This window comes from Bradyrhizobium arachidis (assembly GCF_024758505.1).
Taxonomy (GTDB): domain Bacteria; phylum Pseudomonadota; class Alphaproteobacteria; order Rhizobiales; family Xanthobacteraceae; genus Bradyrhizobium; species Bradyrhizobium manausense_C.
The window spans coordinates 6,280,619-6,297,720 of sequence record NZ_CP077970.1; the positions used below are offsets into that span (position 1 = coordinate 6,280,619).

Annotated in this window: 13 protein-coding genes; 4 read left to right on the top strand and 9 right to left on the bottom strand. The window is 65.5% G+C overall.

What is annotated here, in order from left to right:
• Nucleotides 1-4: 4 nt before the first annotated feature.
• From KUF59_RS29070 to KUF59_RS29080, 3 genes are read right to left on the bottom strand one after another with little or no spacing between them, the layout of a single operon-like run.
• On the bottom strand, nucleotides 5-931 hold the full coding sequence (locus KUF59_RS29070; RefSeq protein ID WP_249139982.1) for an FAD binding domain-containing protein: 927 nt from the start codon (nucleotides 929-931) through the stop codon (nucleotides 5-7).
• Complete coding sequence (locus tag KUF59_RS29075; RefSeq protein ID WP_212455624.1) at nucleotides 928-3,621, bottom strand: molybdopterin-dependent oxidoreductase; 2,694 nt, start codon at nucleotides 3,619-3,621, stop codon at nucleotides 928-930. Before KUF59_RS29075 ends, KUF59_RS29070 begins: the two co-directional genes overlap by 4 nt.
• Nucleotides 3,618-4,280, bottom strand: a complete 663-nt coding sequence (locus tag KUF59_RS29080; protein ID WP_212455625.1) for a TetR/AcrR family transcriptional regulator — start codon at nucleotides 4,278-4,280, stop codon at nucleotides 3,618-3,620. The genes KUF59_RS29075 and KUF59_RS29080 overlap by 4 nt, the downstream gene beginning before the upstream one ends.
• Before the next feature lie 141 nt (nucleotides 4,281-4,421).
• Between KUF59_RS29080 and KUF59_RS29085 the strand changes: the two genes are divergently transcribed.
• Nucleotides 4,422-6,140: an alpha/beta hydrolase gene (locus KUF59_RS29085; protein ID WP_212455626.1), complete on the top strand. Its 1,719-nt coding sequence runs from the start codon at nucleotides 4,422-4,424 to the stop codon at nucleotides 6,138-6,140.
• A gap of 11 nt (nucleotides 6,141-6,151) precedes the next feature.
• Here KUF59_RS29085 and KUF59_RS29090 read toward each other — a convergent pair whose 3' ends face one another.
• Together KUF59_RS29090 and KUF59_RS29095 are read right to left on the bottom strand one after the other, a co-directional pair.
• The gene (locus KUF59_RS29090) at nucleotides 6,152-7,738 is read right to left on the bottom strand and encodes an MDR family MFS transporter (RefSeq protein ID WP_212455627.1); all 1,587 of its coding nucleotides are present in this window, start codon (nucleotides 7,736-7,738) and stop codon (nucleotides 6,152-6,154) included.
• Nucleotides 7,739-7,890: 152 nt separating this feature from the next.
• Nucleotides 7,891-8,406: a YcgN family cysteine cluster protein gene (locus tag KUF59_RS29095; RefSeq protein WP_212455628.1), complete on the bottom strand. Its 516-nt coding sequence runs from the start codon at nucleotides 8,404-8,406 to the stop codon at nucleotides 7,891-7,893.
• A gap of 293 nt (nucleotides 8,407-8,699) precedes the next feature.
• Between KUF59_RS29095 and KUF59_RS29100 the strand changes: the two genes are divergently transcribed.
• Genes KUF59_RS29100 through KUF59_RS29110 form a run of 3 tightly spaced genes read left to right on the top strand, consistent with a single transcriptional unit; the run spans nucleotide 8,700 to nucleotide 12,145 of the window.
• Nucleotides 8,700-10,976, top strand: coding sequence for a transglycosylase domain-containing protein (locus KUF59_RS29100; protein ID WP_212455629.1), 2,277 nt, complete (start codon nucleotides 8,700-8,702; stop codon nucleotides 10,974-10,976).
• 9 nt (nucleotides 10,977-10,985) lie between these two features.
• Nucleotides 10,986-11,564: a DUF1214 domain-containing protein gene (locus KUF59_RS29105; protein WP_212455630.1), complete on the top strand. Its 579-nt coding sequence runs from the start codon at nucleotides 10,986-10,988 to the stop codon at nucleotides 11,562-11,564.
• Nucleotides 11,561-12,145 carry a DUF1254 domain-containing protein gene (locus tag KUF59_RS29110; protein WP_212455631.1) on the top strand — a complete coding sequence of 195 codons (585 nt, stop codon included), beginning with the start codon at nucleotides 11,561-11,563 and terminating at the stop codon, nucleotides 12,143-12,145. Before KUF59_RS29105 ends, KUF59_RS29110 begins: the two co-directional genes overlap by 4 nt.
• 8 nt (nucleotides 12,146-12,153) lie before the next feature.
• On the opposite strand, the gene KUF59_RS29115 is transcribed toward KUF59_RS29110, so the two are convergent.
• The 4 genes from KUF59_RS29115 to KUF59_RS29130 form a co-directional block, all read right to left on the bottom strand.
• Entirely contained in the window at nucleotides 12,154-12,918 is a 765-nt protein-coding gene (locus tag KUF59_RS29115; protein WP_212455632.1) for a hypothetical protein, read from the bottom strand.
• Between the two features lie 2 nt (nucleotides 12,919-12,920).
• Nucleotides 12,921-13,118, bottom strand: a complete 198-nt coding sequence (locus KUF59_RS29120; RefSeq protein WP_212455633.1) for a zinc-ribbon domain-containing protein — start codon at nucleotides 13,116-13,118, stop codon at nucleotides 12,921-12,923.
• A gap of 4 nt (nucleotides 13,119-13,122) precedes the next feature.
• Nucleotides 13,123-13,524, bottom strand: coding sequence for a hypothetical protein (locus tag KUF59_RS29125; protein WP_249139983.1), 402 nt, complete (start codon nucleotides 13,522-13,524; stop codon nucleotides 13,123-13,125).
• Between the two features lie 94 nt (nucleotides 13,525-13,618).
• Nucleotides 13,619-17,074 carry a CHAT domain-containing protein gene (locus KUF59_RS29130; protein WP_212455635.1) on the bottom strand — a complete coding sequence of 1,152 codons (3,456 nt, stop codon included), beginning with the start codon at nucleotides 17,072-17,074 and terminating at the stop codon, nucleotides 13,619-13,621.
• Nucleotides 17,075-17,102 lie beyond the last annotated feature (28 nt).

Here is a 17,102-nt window from a genome sequence, read left to right on the forward strand (position 1 = left end):
CACCCTACTTCGCAATCCGCTCCACCACGTCGCGCACCAGGCCTGTCAGCAGCGCGAGCTTGTAGGCCGTCATCGGCAGCGGCTTCGCACCTGCCCTCGCGAGCTGCGCGGCTTGCGCGATAGCTTCCGCGGTTGCCGGCCGTCCCTCCAGGGCCACCTCGCAGGCCGTCAGCCGCAGCGGCACCGGCGCGATGCCGCCGGCGGCGATGTGAATGCGCTGGAAGGTGCCGCCGGACAGCACGGCGCGCGCGCAGACTTCGACCAGCGGCCATTCCGCGTAGGTGCGGCCGATCGCGCGTTTGTAATCGGCGCGCTCAACCGCCACCGGCGCGGGAAGCGCGATAGTCTCGATCCTTTCGCCCGGCGCCAGCAAATGATCGGCCGCACCGTTGCTGCCATCGCCGAGCAGATCGGGGATCGACAATCGGCTGCGCCGGTCCGTCGCGACAGTGGCGTCATAAGCGAGAAGCGCCATCGCCATGGTCGAGGGATGCGGTGCCACGCAAGGACCGAGATCGAAGGCCGCGTGATAGAGATGATTGCCCGATCGCGCCGGGCAATCGGAGCCGCCCTTCTTGAGACAGTCGATCTGTGGATTGCGAAAGTACCAGCAGCGCGATCGCTGGGCGAGGTTGCCGCCGAGCGTTGCCAGATTCCGGATCTGCGGCGTGGCGAGGCCTTGCGCGGCATCCGCAATGCCGGGATAGGCATCGCGGATGCGTGCATCGGCTGCGATTGCCGCGATCGTGGTGAAGGCGCCGATGCGGGCCGAGCCATCTTGAGCCCAGTCGATCCCGATCGTGCCTGATGTCACCGCGAGATCGACGATGGGCCCGCGGGACACCCCGCTGCGCCTGCGCTCCGAGAGATCAGTGCCGGCGGCCCGGAATTCAGGCGCGGCATTTTCTATTCTGGCTGCCATGGCGCTCATGCCGCGGTCCTCCCCTTCAGGGCAGCGACGATGCGGTCGGGCCCGATCGGAATTTCAGTGAGACGAATGCCGATCGCGTCGAAGATGGCGTTGGCGACCGCGGGCGAGGTCGGCACCGTCGCCACCTCTCCGATGCCGACGCTGCTGCCGAGCACGTGATCGAAGCCGGCCTGGTCGAAATGCACGTCGATCTCGGGCGTGTCGGCAATGCCCGGGATGCGATAATCCTCCATGCCTGATGTGAGCACGTCGCCGCTGTGCGGATCGACCTCGCGCGCCTCGTAGAGCGCGTAGCCGAGCCCCTGGATGACAGCGCCACAGGCCTGGCTGTGCGCGAGCTGGGGTGCCGCGATCTTCCCGACCGCGATCCCCGTGTGCACCTTGAGCACGCGCACGTGACCGAGCCAGGTGTCGACCTCGACCTCGATGACTTGCACCGAGCTCGGCACGCCGGCGCCGATCACGAGGTTGGAGTTGCGGCGCATCATCCAGCCGAACACCAGTCCCAGAAGCCCGAGGTCTTTCAGCGGCGAGCGGATGCCGGGCGCCGTGTTGCGGCCGTCCTCGCCGCGCGTTTCCGAAATGGCGATATCAGGCGCGCGCGCAATCAGTTCGCGCCACGGCGCGTTGGAGCCGGGCGCGGGCTTGCGCGTGGCCTGCGCCAGGATCGCGTCCTTCAGCTTCTGGATCGCGGTCAGCGTCGGCGGCAGCACCGAGGCGGTGACGCGGCTGCCGCCGGAGCCGGGACCTTCCGGCAGCGAGGAGTCGCCGATGCGCACCTCGACCTCCCCAGGCTCGAGATCGAATTCGCGCGCCAACGTATCGGCCAGCACGCTGCGGGTGCCGGTGCCGATATCCTGCGTCGCGGTCGAGAGCACGACGCGGCCGCCCTTGACCGCAACCTCGACCTTCACCTTGGGCTGCCAGAGATAGAACCAGTAGCCGGTCGCGACGCCGACACCGCGGCGATAGCGGCCGGTTTGCGCCGTCGCGCGGTTGCGCCGAGAGTCACGCCAGGTATCGAGGCCCAGCGCCCAGTCATAGAGCCGCTGGCGGTTGGGATCCGGGTCCCAGCGCTTGCGTAAGGTAATCGGATCGGTCTTGAGCCGAACGGCGGCCTCGTCGACGGCCTGCTCCACCGCGAACGCCATCGGCGGTCCGCCGGGCCCGCGGAACGCCGCACCCGGCGGCAAATTGCTGATGACGTCGAAATCCGACAGCTCCTTGGCCTCGGCCGGGTACATCAGCCTCGCCAGGCCCGCGATCGTCGAGTTGATCGCGGCGCCGGTGTCGGCATGGGCGATGACGGACATCGCCTTCAATCCGCCGTCCGCGGCGGGAAGCAGCGCGACCTTCACCTCGGCCGCCGGCCGATAACCGGCAACCGACAATTCCTCGTGGCGATCGTAGACGACCCGCACCGGCGCCTTCGCCGCGCGCGCGAGCTCGACCGCCGCGATCGCTTCCGTGCCGAGGCTCGCCTTCGAGCCAAACCCGCCGCCGACATGGTCGGCGATCACGCGGATGTTTGATGGCTCGAGCTTGAAGCGTTTTGCGATCTGATCCTTCAGATGCACCACCCACTGCGACGAGGCATGCACCGTCAGCCGGCCGCCGTCGAAGCGCGCCACCGCAGCATGGGGTTCGAGACAGGTGTGCTGCTGCGTGCCGGTGCGGAACGTCGCTTCGACGAGCAGCGCGTTGTTCGCCTGGCGCGCCTCGTTCACCCAGTTGCGCGCCTTCTTGGCGCGCCTTGCAAACACCGAGGTCGGGCCGCGCAGGTTTCCCTTCCACGGCGCCGGCCCGCCGGCCGCTTCCGAGACGTTGCCCGCCTTCTTGCGGCTCGATCGGTCGAACACGACGGGCGCATCGTCCTTCCGCGCGGCATCGAGCCCGATCACCGCGGGCAGCTTTTCGCTGGTGACCTTGATCGCAGCAAGCGCAGCGAGCGCGCTTCTGTGGTCCTTCGCCGCGACCGCCGCGATCGCCTCGCCGACATAGCGCACGATGCGGTCCTCGGACAGCAGCGACACCGCGGTGACGCCGGGCAGCGCTTGCGCAGGCGCCAGATCGAGCGCCGTAATGCGCGCATGCGCATGCTGCGACCGCAGGATCACGCCTTCGAGCTGGCCGTCATGCCTGACGTCGACGGTGTACCTGGCCGAGCCCGTCACCTTGTCGCACGCCTCGATGCGCGGACTTGCGAAATTATCGCCGTCGAAGCGGCCGGCACAGGCATCGGCGACGGCGCGGAAGATCGCGTCATAGGCGCCGCAGCGGCAGAGATGACCGGACAGCGCGGCGCCGATCTCCTCGCGCGAGGGCAGCGCCGTCCCATTCGCCGCGCGCCAGCGATCGCAGAACGCGGCCGCCTCCACGACGAAGCCCGGCGTGCAAAAGCCGCATTGCAGAGCGTCATGCGCCATGAACGCCTTCTGCACGGCGTGCAGGTCCTTTGCCCCAATGCCCTCCACCGTCGTCACGAACTTGCCGGCCGCCGCGTGCGCCGGCATCAGGCAGCTCGTGACCGGCGCGCCGTCGACGAGCACCGTACAGGCGCCGCAGACGCCACCACCGCAGACGAGCTTGGTGCCGGTGAGACCGAGTTGGTCGCGCACGACGTCGATGAGCAGCGCGTCGGGATCGTCGGGCAGGGTTTCGACGCGGCCATTGATGGTCATCGTGCTCATGAACGTGCTCCAGCTTTGCTGCGTGACGATCTTGCTCTTGCCTCCGCCTTGTTGGCGGGCCGCTCCTGCGATTTCGGCGCGGCGCCCGCACAGAGCGTTCGCACCATCAGCGCCATGTCCTTCAGGAACGCATCGGCCGGCTGCATCGCCGGATGCTGCGACTTCGATCCGTGCACCGCCATTTCGACAAGCCGCGCGAATTCGGTCGGCGACAGGCCTTGCGGCAGCGCAAGCTTCTGCTTGCGCGCGATCCGCGCAATCGTCGCGACCAGCCGCTCCGCGTAGACTGCCGAGTATTTCTGGTAGAGGTCGCGCCCATGCACGAGGTGTTCGGAATACAGCTCCTCGATATGCGGCGATCCGTCGAACGAGCCGATCATGGCCTGCATCCGCGCCGTCATGCCGGCGACGAGAATGTCAGCGAAGCTGCGGCCGGCCTTCTCCACCTCGCCGATCGCAGCCTCCTCGGCAGCAATGGCGGTCTCGTGCACGCGCGCGATCACGGCGCGGAACAGCGCTTCCTTGGATTCGAAATGATGATAGAGCGCCTGCCGCGTCAGGCCGGCGGCCTCCGCAACCTGCTCGATCGAGGAGCGGCGGAAGCCATGACGGCGGAACACGAGCATGGTTGCGTCGAGAATGCGCGTTTTCGGTCCCATTTGTCGTTTTTTACACAATCTGAAAAAATGTCAAATCGCGATCTGGTGAGCACCGCGTCAGTTGTGAACAGGACGGGTTGTGCAATAGTTGTTCGACGACCGGAGACCGGCATATCGCCGTCTCGTTGGGGAAGTCGCGCAATGGGCGTCGTGAAATACCCGGTTTGGATCGTCCGGCGGCAGATGCAATCGCTATCCGGCGTCGGGATCGTGCTGGGAGGCTTGTTCTTTGCTGCGGCCCTGACGCCAACGCTGGTGCCACGGAGCTATCTCACCCAGGGCGCGCTCGCCGGAGCCTGTTTTGCGATCGGCTACGGGGCCGGCATCTTCTGGCGCTGGCTGTGGCACTACCTCGAACTGCCCGAGCCTTCCGAGCTGATACGATCGACCGCCAACATGTTGATCGCAGGAGCCTGCCTGCTCGTCGTCATTATTTTTCTGTGGCGCGCGGCGGAATGGCAGAACTCGATCCGTGCCGTCATGAACATGGAGCCGGTCGAGAGCGCCCATCCCTTCAAGGTCTGCGCGATCGCACTGGTCACATTCGTCGCACTTCTGGCGCTGGCGCGGCTGTTCAAGCTCGTGACCGGCTTCGTATCCACGCGCATCCGGCGCTTCATTCCGAGAAAGATCGCGAACGTCCTCGGTGTTCTGCTGGCAACCCTGCTGTTCTGGTCGATCGCCAACAATCTCCTCATCCGCACAGCCTTCACGGCGCTCGATTCCTCCTTCCGCGAATTCGACGCTCTTCTTGAACCTGAACGGCCGCGGCCGACGGCGCCCGGAAAGACGGGAAGCACGGCATCCCTGGTGAAGTGGAATGAACTCGGTCGTGCCGGCCGCGAGTTCGTGGCGTCAGGACCGACGGCAGCCGCGATCGGCGCGCTCACGGGGCGGCCGGCGCAAGAGCCGGTCCGTGTCTATGTGGGCTTGCGCGGCGCCGACACGGCGCGAGGACGCGCAAAGCTCGCGCTTGAGGAATTGAAGCGCCAGGGCGGGTTCGAGCGCTCCACCCTCATCGTCATCACGCCGACCGGCACGGGCTGGATCGATCCCGCCGCCATGAACGCGGTCGAATATCTCCACGACGGCGACGTCGCGAGCGTTGCGATGCAGTATTCCTACCTCAACAGCCCGCTCTCGCTGCTGTTTCAGCCCGAATATGGCGCCGAGGCCGCGCGCGCCCTGTTTTCGGAAATCTACGGCTATTGGACGACGCTGCCGAGAGACAAGCGCCCAAAACTGTACCTGCATGGGCTCAGCCTCGGCGCGATGAACTCGGAAAAGTCAGCCGAGTTGTTCGAGACCATCGGCGATCCGATCGCCGGCGCGCTCTGGAGCGGACCGCCGTTCGAGAGCCGCATCTGGCGCTCGGTCACCGCAAATCGCAACGCGGGTTCTCCGGCATGGCTGCCCGAATTTCGCGACAGCCGCTTCGTGCGCTTCATGAACCAGAATGGGCCGACGGTCGCCCCCGATAGCCCATGGGGAGCGATGCGCGTCGTCTATCTGCAATATGCCAGCGACGCGATCACCTTCTTCGACTACCACGATGCGTATCGGCGCCCGGCCTGGCTGGACGCTCCGCGCGGGCCGGACGTGTCGCCGGACCTAACCTGGTATCCCGTCGTCACCATGCTTCAGCTTGCGCTCGACATGGCGGTCGCGACCGGCACGCCCATGGGCTACGGCCATGTCTACGCGCCGGAGCATTATGTCGATGCCTGGGTCGCGGTCACAGATGTCAGCCACTGGCCGCCCGAGGCGCTCGCGCGGCTGAGGGAACATCTTGCGGCGGAGGCGCGAAGAGCGATCGCTGGCAGCGCGAATGACAATCCCTATGACGACCGGGGTGGATAGAGGGCGGTCCCCTACTCCGCCATCTCGACCGGTTGCGCGGCGGCGGGGCCGGCCAGCGGCCGCTCCTCCATCGCGATCAGGCACAGTGCGGCACAGGCCATCATCGCGGCCGCCGCGCCGAAGACGTAGCGGAACGCCGTCATCATGTCGGCAGAGGCAATCGCGTTGACTGCGCCGTGATGATGATGCTCACCGGCGAGCGGCACGTCGGTGCCGAGCGCAATCAGCAAAATTGCAGCGAATGCGGCCACAGTGAAGGAGGACAGCAGCGAACGGAAAAAATTCATGGCGCCGGTGATGGTGCCGATCTGGCTGCGGGTGACCGAATTTTGCAGCGAGACCACGCAGACCGGGAATGTCGTGCCGAGCCCGAGCGCGAACACGCCCATCAACGTCAGCAGACCCCACAGCGGCAGCGTGGTGAGCGCGAGGCCGAGGCCGCACACGGCCGCGAATGAGGTGCCGACGATCGCGACGCGCTTGTAGTGTTTGGCGTGAACCATGGTGCGGCCGGCGATGGCAGCCCCGCAGGTCGAGATCGCCGCGAGCGGAATCAGCGCAAGTCCCGCTTCGCTGGCGCTGAGGTGATAGACTGACTCGTAATAGAGCGGGAGCTGGACGGTCAGGCCCGTGAGCGCACCGAGCGCACAGCCGCCGGCGGTCATCGCGTAAGGCGCGACCGTGCCGCTGAGCAGCGGCAGCGGCAAAAACGGCTCAGCGGCGCGCCGCGCGTGCCAGATGAAGACGAACGCCAGCGCAATGGAGCCGCCGACCATCGCCAGGATCGTCGGCGACAGCCAGGGATAGCGGGTGCCGCCCCAGGTCAGCACCAGCATGAAGACGACGGCGGCGGCCATCAGCAAAACGCCGCCGAGCCAGTCGACCTTGCGCTTGCGGTGGAACACCGGGATCTTGCCCATCTTCGGCAGCAGCAGCGCAAGCGCCGCAGCCGCGAGCGGCAGATTGATCCAGAAGATCATCGACCAGTGCAGATGCTCGGCGAAGACGCCGCCGATCACGGGGCCCAAAATGCCGCCGACCATCCAGACGCTGGAGAAATAGGCCTGGTACTGGCCGCGCTCGCGCGGGGAGACCACGTCGGAGATCACGGTTTGCACGACCGGCATGATACCGCCGCCGCCGAGCCCCTGCAGGCCGCGCGCCAAAATCAGCATCGGCATATTCGGCGCGACCGCGCACAGGACCGAGCCCGCGACGAACAGGCTGAGCGAGGTGATGAGCATGGCGCGGCGGCCATAGATGTCGCTGAGCGTGCCGAACACCGGTGCCACCGCCGTGCCGGCAAGCAGATAGGCCGTGATCACCCAGGACAGGTTCGAGACGTCCTGGAACTGGCGGCCGATGGTCGGCAGCGCGGTCGCGACGATGGTCTGGTCGAGTGCCGCCAGGAACATCGTCAGCATCAGGCTGATCACGATGGTGCGGACCTCGTCCGTCGACAGCGGCGCCGGCGGCGCGAGCGAAGGGGCGTCGCTGACGCTGATGACCTCGGTCGGAAGGCGGGACAGCTCTTCGGCAATGTCGTCGGGCAAAGGCCCGATGTCGGCAGAACTGCTCTGCCGGTCGAATTTGTTCATCTCGGACGCAGATCTTGCCGCGGCCCAACGCCGCGATGGAATCGTTCTATGAGACGTAACTTATGCAGCAAATCTCTTCTCTGGCAGGCACCCCCGTGCATGGGAGCATCCCGCCGTGCGGCCATCGCAATGGCGTGATCGGGTCCCGCGCTTCAGGCCTTTGGAGGCTTCTTCAGCCGCGCCCGCTTCGGCAGCAGGGCCGGCCACCGGACGATATGGTCTTCGAGCTCCTCGACCGGGATCTCGTCCTCACTGCCCTCGACTCGGCCGCGCACGGAGACGCCAGCCTCATGCACGGTGTTGGGATCGCCCGAGATCAGGGGGTGCCACCAATAGAGGTCGCGCCCCTCGGCAACGAGCTTGTAGCCGCAGCTCGGGGGCAGCCAATTCAATGTGCGGACATTCTCGGGGGAGAGGCGAACGCAGTCGGCGACCTTTTGCGACCGATTCGGATAGTCCTTGCACGCGCAGGAACCGGCATCGAGCAGCTTGCAACCGATATGGGTGAAATAGATCTGGCCGGTATCCTCGTCTTCGAGCTTTTCCAGGCAGCAGCGCCCGCAGCCGTCGCAAAGGCTCTCCCATTCAGCCTCCGACATCTGTTCCAACGTCTTGGTTTTCCAGAAGAATCCCTCCTGGTCTGAAGGTCGTTTGGGAGCTGCCGTCATTACATCTTCAACTGGTTTCGCAAGAGTCTTGGTTAACCCATGTAGGGCGCGGGACAACGGCGCCGCAAGCCGTGTCGTGACGGCCCCGTAGAAGCGCGGGTCCCGTTCAGCCTGTTGTTCAAAATCCCGAGTGCAGCCATTGGTTTATGGCCTCCGCTCGGTTAGAACAAACTCCGAGTCCCCTCGGACGCGGGAGGCGCGCCTTGGGTTTGCCGCAACATCCAAGCAAGACGTCTCGATGCCGCCCCGGTCGGGTGCTTGAACGCTTTCGAACCGAGCCTCAAGGGTTCTAGGTGCGCCAGATCATACCACCGCATTGGAAGGCCAGGTTCAGGAACTTCTTCCTGGATCTCGATGCGCGCATCGACTCCTCCCTGTTCTCCTCCGCCAAGGGTATCCGCGAGCTCTATGAGCGCTACTCGACCTTCATGGACCGCTTCTATGTCGGGCGGTGGAAGCGCTGGGTGTTCATCGAGCCGCTGTCGGAGGCTGCTACCCTCGGTCTCGGCGGACTGGTGCTGCTGCTGGCGCTCGCCATCCCCGCCTTCCGCGAGACGGCGGACGAGGACTGGCTGAAGAAATCCGACCTCGCGGTGAGCTTCCTCGACCGCTACGGCAACCCGATCGGCAGCCGCGGCATCAAGCACAACGACTCGATTCCGCTGGAAGATTTTCCGGACGTGCTGATCAAGGCGACGCTGGCGACCGAAGACCGCCGCTTCTACGACCATTTTGGCATCGACATCGCCGGCACGGCCCGCGCGCTCGTCACCAACGCCCAGGCCGGCGGCGTCCGCCAGGGCGGCTCCTCGATCACGCAGCAGCTCGCCAAGAACCTGTTTCTCTCCAACGAGCGCACCATCGAGCGCAAGGTCAACGAAGCCTTCCTGGCGGTCTGGCTGGAAACCCGGCTGACCAAGAACGAGATCCTGAAGCTGTATCTGGACCGCGCCTATATGGGCGGCGGCACCTTTGGCGTGGACGGTGCGGCGCATTTCTACTTCAACAAGTCGGCCCGCGACGTGACCCTATCGGAAGCCGCGATGCTGGCCGGCCTGTTCAAGGCCCCGACCAAATACGCGCCCCACATCAACCTGCCCGCGGCGCGCGCCCGCGCCAACGTCGTGCTCGACAATCTGGTCGACGCCGGCTTCATGACCGAGGGCCAGGTGTTCGGCGCCCGCCGCAACCCCGCCTTCGCGGTCGACCGCCGCGACGAGGCCTCGCCGAACTACTATCTCGACTACGCATTCGACGAGATGCGCAAGCTGGTCGACACCTTTCCGAAATCCTATACCGAGCGCGTCTTCGTGGTCCGCACCGCCATCGACATGAACGTGCAGAAGGCGGCGGAAGACGCGATCGAGAACCAGCTCCGCCAGTTCGGCCGCGATTATCACGCGACGCAAGCCGCGACCGTCGTCGGCGATCTCGACGGCGGCGTCCGCGCCATGGTCGGCGGCCGCGACTATGGCGCGAGCCAGTTCAACCGCGCGACCGACGCCTATCGCCAGCCCGGCTCCTCCTTCAAGCCCTATGTCTACACCACGGCGCTCCTCAACGGCTTCACGCCGAATTCGAAGGTGGTCGACGGCCCGGTCTGTATCGGCAATTGGTGCCCGCAGAACTATGGCCATTCCTATTCCGGTTCCGTCACGCTGACGCAGGCGATCACCCGCTCGATCAACGTCGTGCCCGTGAAGCTGTCGATCGCGATCGGCGGCAAGGACGGCCCGAAGGCCGGCCGCGCCAAGATCGTCGAGGTTGCGCGCCGCTTCGGTCTCAAGGCGCCGCTGCCCGACACGCCGTCGATGCCGATCGGCTCGGACGAAGTCACCGTGATCGAGCACGCGATTGCGTATGCGACCTTCCCCAACCGGGGCCGGTCGGTGACCCCGCACTCGGTGCTGGAAGTGCGCACCGGCGCGGGCGACCTGGTCTGGCGCTGGGACCGCGACGGTCCGAAGCCCAAGCAGGCCATCCCGGCCAACATCGCCGCCGACATGGCGGGCATGATGAGCCACGTGGTCAGCGAAGGCACCGCGCGCCGCGCCGCGCTCGACGGCATCCCGACCGCCGGCAAGACCGGCACCACCAACGCCTATCGCGACGCCTGGTTCGTCGGTTACACCGGCAACTTCACCTGCGCGGTCTGGTACGGCAATGACGACTACTCGCCGACCAACCGCATGACCGGCGGCTCGCTGCCGGCGCAGACCTGGCACGACATCATGGTCGCCGCCCATCAGGGCGTCGAGGTCAGGGAAATTCCCGGCATCGGCATGGGCACGAAGCTGCCGCCGCAGCCGGTGGCCAACGCGGCGGGTTTTGCGGCACCGAAGGTGCTGGAGACAAAACCCGGCCCGCCGCCCGTGCTGACCAAGCGCGGCGCCGACATTCTGGTGCGCGTCGAGAAGCTGCTCGACGATGCCGCCAAGACCGCGACCAAAACCACGTCTGACGATACAACGAAGCCGGCCAAGCCGGCGCCCACGTCGAGCGCGCTGGCCTTCCCGCAAAACTACGCGGCAGAAGACAATGCGAACTCCACCGCGCCGCGCAAGAACTGATCGAAACCCGTGCGGCTGATCCTCATCACATTGACTGCGCTCGTGCTGGCAACCGTCGTCGGCGTCGGCGCCACCTGGATGACGACGACGCGCGGCACCGACATCGGTGCGCTCACGATCGGCGCCTGGACTGCCCGTCCGCGCACCGGTACCGCCGACGTCGATCCCTATTCGCGCGCCACCATCGTGCGCAATGGCGAGCTGCCGATCGGCACTGGCGACGGCGTCGCTTTCACCGCCACCACCGACGACAAGAAGAAGGCGCTCGACGGCCGCTGCGACGTCGTGGTCTCCGGCGTGACGCCGCCTGCCCGCTTCTGGACGCTGACGCTCTATGACCGCAAGGGTCACCTCGTCGCCAATGCGCTGCAGCGCTACGGCTTCACCAGCCAGGAGATCCTGCGGCAGTCGGACGGCTCGTTCGAGATCCGCATCGCCTCGCGCTCGCGCGCCGGCAACTGGCTGCCGACCGGCGGCATCGAACGCTACGCGCTGATGCTGCGGCTATACGATACGCCGGTGGGGGTCGCCACGCGCACCCAGCGCGATGCGCCAATGCCGACGATTTCGACGGTGAACTGCCCATGATCCGGCTCGCGTTCACGATTCTCGCCGGCGTACTGCTCGGCCTCGTCGTCCACCTCGTCAGCGTGCTGGCGCTGCCGCGGATCGCGACGCAGGACGCCTATTCGCGGCTGACGCCGATGACCAAGGAGAACGCGGTCACCCAGCTTGCGCTTGCCGATCCCAACAACTCGCCGATGCCCTTCATGGACCCGGCCTTCGCGATCGCGATCTGCCGTTACGATCTGTCGGGCGGCCCGCTCAAGCTCAAGGTGCCGGTCAGCCAGGCCTATACCTCGCTGTCGTTCTACACCCGCAACGAGATCGCCTATTACGCGATCAACGACCGCTCGGCGGGGCGCAAGGTGATCGAGCTCGACCTGATGACGGAAGCGCAGCACAACGCGCTGCCCGAGGACGAGGAAGTCACCGCCGCCGACCGGCTGATCATCGATTCCCCGTCCACGACCGGTCTCATCGTGATGAAGGCGCTCGCCGCCGAACCCGGCCTGATGCAGCAGGCGCAGGCTTCGCTGGCCACCGCCACCTGCGCGCCGCAGACGGAGCCGCCGGCCAAGGCGGAGGCGCCGCGCGGCCGGCGCTGAGGCTGTGTCTATCCGAGCAAACCTTTGAGACCGGCATAGATCGAGCCGACCGCGGTCGCAGCCACGCCCGCCAGCGGACCGACGGTCTGCATGAGGTCCTGGATCAGCCGGGCGCGACGGCGCAACTGCTCCTCACCGACATGCTGTCCGAGCAGGCGCGCCACGCGGAAGGCGAACGCGTTCGGCTTGCCGCCCTGCGCAAGCACGCGCGGCAGAGTCTGGAAGACCAGCACGCCCAGGATATTGCCGGACACGAAGGCGAGCACGATGCTTGCCCCGTATTCCATCACCTCGCGCCATTCGATCCACACCTCCGGCAGGATCGGGACGCGATCGTGAATGCCGGTCACGGTCAGCATCGACAGGACACTGAGAACCGCGGCGCAGAATGCCAGCACCAGCGCGGCGATCGTCTGCACCCTGTGCAGGGGATAGGCCACGAAGCCGAACAACAGCGGAATGACGATCGACGCGATCCGGAGCGGAATCGGAGAGAGGTTGAAAGTGATGGTAACCAGGATATGTGCGGTCACCAGCAGCAATGCCGGAATGACGACGTAGAGCACCGCATGGGTCGCAAAGTATCGCAGCGGGTTGTTGTATCGCTCGAGCCGGACATTGACGCGGTCCAGGTCGCGCTGCAGCTTGTCGAGCTCGGCAACAATGCCGTCGATTTCCAGAAGCATCGGCCGCACCACGCGCAGATCGCGCGAGCAGTGCTTGCACACGATGGCCTCGTCCTTGATCGTTTCGGCGCAGAACGGACATTCCATCGCTAGCGCAGCTTCCTGCGGAGCCCGATCTTCTCGATCTCGCCGCGTGCCTGGCGCAGTTCCTCGATCAACAATTCCCGCTTGCGCAAGAGATCGTCACGCTCGGCAATCAGCGTCGCCGGAATTCCAATATCGCGCGAGCATGCAGAGCATACCATCGCGCCCTCGGCATTCTCGGCCTGGCAATACGGACACTTCATTGCTTCACTTCGGGGCGACCTTCAAGGTGAAGCTCGCCGTGCCGGGGCGGCCGTCGCTGTCCTTGATGTCCACGCGCACCATGTATTCGCCGGGCGGCAGCTCGGCGTCCTGCATGTTGATGCCGTCGGCCTGAATGAACGGCTTGACCCGCGAGGTCAGATCGACGTTCGGGGTGCGCAGGAAGATCACCTTGACCGATTCAGGATCGACCTTCGCGCCGCCGAAGGATTCGAACTTCAGTTGCAGCTTCATCGGCGAGCTCACAGTGTTGCTCGGCGAGAGTACCTCCACTTTGGGCCCACGCAGGATGCCGCGCCGCTCGGCAGCGATCGCGCCCTTCGGCGGCGGCAGCTTGGCCTCCTCCTCCGTGATCAACGGTGCCGCCTGCACCGCTCCGGAGATCAACAAGCTCCCCGAGACCAAGCAGCTTGCCGCAACGGCACCAATGAAAATCTTTCCAATCATATTTCCACTCAATGCTTGCTTCCAAGGTCCAGAACTAGCGGAGGCCACCATCGCCGATGATCGTGTATGGCGCCCAAAACAGCGGATGCGCATAAGTAAATTCGGTCTTGCCTTCGCCGTTGAGATAGCCGGGCCCATCGACCAGCGCCATCATCGCCTGACGCAGTGCCTCGCTTCGTCCCAGCTTAGAATCATCAGCCTGGCGCTTGAATAGGTCCGTGACCAATTGCCGCGCGGATTGCGAGTGCACAGACCAGTTCGTGACCAGCAATGCCCGCGTGCCAGCGTAGAAAAAGGCACGGCCAAGCCCGGATGCGGCTTCAGCGCCGGCTCCGGCACCTGCGCCGGTGTTGCACGCCGACAGGATGACCCAGTCGGCGTCGAGCTTGAGGCCCAGGATCTCTTCCATGGTCAGAAGTCCATCCCCCTGCTCACCGGTCACGGTCGGCGAGGACAGTGCGAGCGCCGGTTGGGTGAGGCCGTTGAGCTCTCCCGGCACGAGCCCGTGGGTGGCGAAGGCCAAAATCTTGAACCCGGACAGGTTCATCGTCTTGACCGCGCCCTCCGTTGCGTTCTTGCCGAGGAACAGCACTTTGGACGGATCCGCCTGCAAGGCGACGGCAATCGATTTGAGCTCGTCCGCAGTGTCGGGAAGCCGCGGCAGAAGCCCGAGCTCGGCGCTGTCCACGCCATCGAGCTTTGGACTGTTGCGCCGCTTCAACGGCATGCCGCGCATCACGTTGCTCGCGTCGGCGACCTGAACCTTGGTTTCCTGAACCTTGGCTTCCTGAACCTTGGCTTCTTCGTTTTGCGCTTCGGTCTGCTGATCCCTGTTGAAGTAGGGATCGCCGAACGCCACCAGTTCACCGCGACCGGGCTTGCCCGGCGGCAACTGCCGCAGCGTGCGTAGCGCCGCCGCCGACGGCACCGTCGTCACCGCATGCGTCCGCGCAAGCCACGGCACCTTGCGATAGCCGACGAACAGGGGATCGTCGTCCTGGGCGACCTCGGCCGGCGCCGTCGGCAACAGCGACAAGGGCAACAGTCCGAGCGCCCCGTTGGTGACGACGATCAGGTTCTTGGCCGGCTTCCAGCCACCTTCCACGGGCTTCAGCAGCAACTCGTACAGCTCGTAGCCGAGCTTGAGATCGAACGGCGGAATGTCGGAGATCATCGCCGCTTGCGGCTCGAGCGCCTCACGCAGCTTGCGGATCTTGGACTCGATGTCCCCGCTTTTTGCCTTGACGGCAGCAAAGGCGACGGGCCCTGATTTCGGCACCGCCCAGACGAAGCTGCCGTTCTGGCCGAAGTAGAACGACAACATGGCTTCGTCACCGCTTAGCGTTGCGCGGATTTCAGCAACGCTCGGCGGTCTCGGCGACACGAGGTCGGAATAGACGGGGAATTTCTGCTTGATCTCCTGACGCGCCTTGTCGCGATCTGCGCGCAGGACGGAGATCGACGCCTGGATCTGCTGAACGCCCTTTTCGTCGCGCTCGGCCGAAGGAATCGCGAGCACGTTGTTCAGCGTACCGAGCTGGGCATTCACCTGCTTGGTGAGGTCCTGCTCCTTGCGAACCAGTTCGGCCAGCGCCGGGTCCTTTGCCGCAGCGCGTGCGCTCGAGGCGGCAAGGGCTTTCTGGACCGATTGGCCGCGGATGGCGTCTGCCAGGCCAAAAGTCTCCTCGCCGACCTCACCCGACGTACCCTCGGCGCGCGCAAGCAACACAAAGTAGCTCTCGACGATGGACTGGAGCCGCTGGCTGCGCGCCGCCACCACCGTGGTGTTCTCGTCATCGGCGTTATCGCGCCCCGAGGCCATCATGATCGGGATGGCGGCCTTGAACTCGCGAATTGCCTCGGCATCGCGACGGGCCCGCATCAGGCCAATTGCCAGCGTTCCCCGCGCCGAAGCCGCGTCAAAATGATTCTCGCCGACCCGCCCGACCTGCTTCTTCACCAATTGCTCGGCGGCTGCGATACCGGCATCGAGCTGCCCGGCGGCGTAGAGCGACATGATGCGCGACGGATTGAGCTCGAAGACCTGGCGTCTCTGGGGTTCCCAGCTGGCGACCGACTTGTCGATCCTCGCAAAGAGGTCATTCGCTTCCGCGTTCTTCTTCTCGAGGTTCAGAATCCCGGCCAGCTGCGACAGCAATTGCACCGTCGATTGCGAGTCGTCCGGCACCCCGACGGTCTTGTTGATCTCCAGGGCGACGCGGCCCAACTGCTCGGCCTCTTCGTAGCGGCCCTCCTCGACCAGGATGCCCGCGAGCCCCATCACATAGCGCGGCGTGACGGGGTTGTATTTGCCGGTGTCCTTCAAGCGCGACAGCAAGGCACGGCGGGCATCGACCTCGGCTTCGGCGAGCCGACCCTGCCGCGCCTTCATCCGTGCCTGGCTCAGCACGGCGCCATCGATCGCCTGGAGCATAATGGTTTCGGCGGGAGGATTCTCCCACTCCATGACACCTTTCAAGCCGGCGCGCTTGCGCTGCTCGGCAATGCGATAGGCCGCTTCTGCCTCGCTGAACTGACCTCGTGCCTCGAAGATGATGGCGCGGGTGCCTTCGAGCTCCGATTCCCAGTTCTGCCCCAACTTTGCGTATGCATTGCGCCAATTCGGGAGACCGCTGGTGCGGGCTTCCTGGATCGCAGCCATAGTCCTGCGGAGATAGGCTTCGGCCTGCGCCACGTCGCCCATCATAATGAGGATGGAGGCCACCGCCCGGTTTGCACTGATTTGGTACCCCTTGGCTCCCGGCGCGTTGGACGTCTCCCGCAACAGCCTTTGCATGACCTCAAGCGCGCGCTTGGGGTCGCCGGCCGCGGCATATTGCAGCGACAGCAATTGCAACAGCCGCCCCATCATATGGGCGCTGACGGCACCGCGACCGACCTCGACGGCCTTGCTGGCATCGGCGATGGATTCGGCGAGCCGGCCGAGTTGAGACCGCGCGTTGGCGCGGTCGAAATAGAACTGCGCCAGGTCCCCGCGCGACTCCTTTCCCGTGGGCACCGAGTCGGCATCCGACTTCAACTCCGCGATCAGCTTCACGTCCGGCTTTTCGCTGTCGAGGATTGCCGTGATGTCGGCGATGGTGCGCGGCGGCGCGATGAAGCCTTTTGGCAGCGCCGTGCCTGGGTCAAGTTTGGGCGCGGCCTCCTTCGGAACTTCAACGGCAACGTTGGCCCGTCCGTTCGCGGCATTGAGAGCAGCCATCACGCAGGCCCTGACCTGCGGTGTAGCCTTGGCGCGACAGGCTTCGATGTCGGCGCCGGCCTTGCGACCGCCGGCCGCCTGCATGCAGGCCTGCACGATCGGCCTGCCGACCGTCATCCGGCAATTCTCGCGCGCGGCCTCCATGGTGAGCGCACCTGCCGGACCCGCCGACCCCAGGAGCAAAGCGACCGCAATCAGCCTTTTGGCGCCCCGCAGCGAGAACGGATTGCAATGACTTTCGAATATGGCGGCGGTGTCCGTGCGCATGGTGAAACACCTTCATAAAAAAATGAAC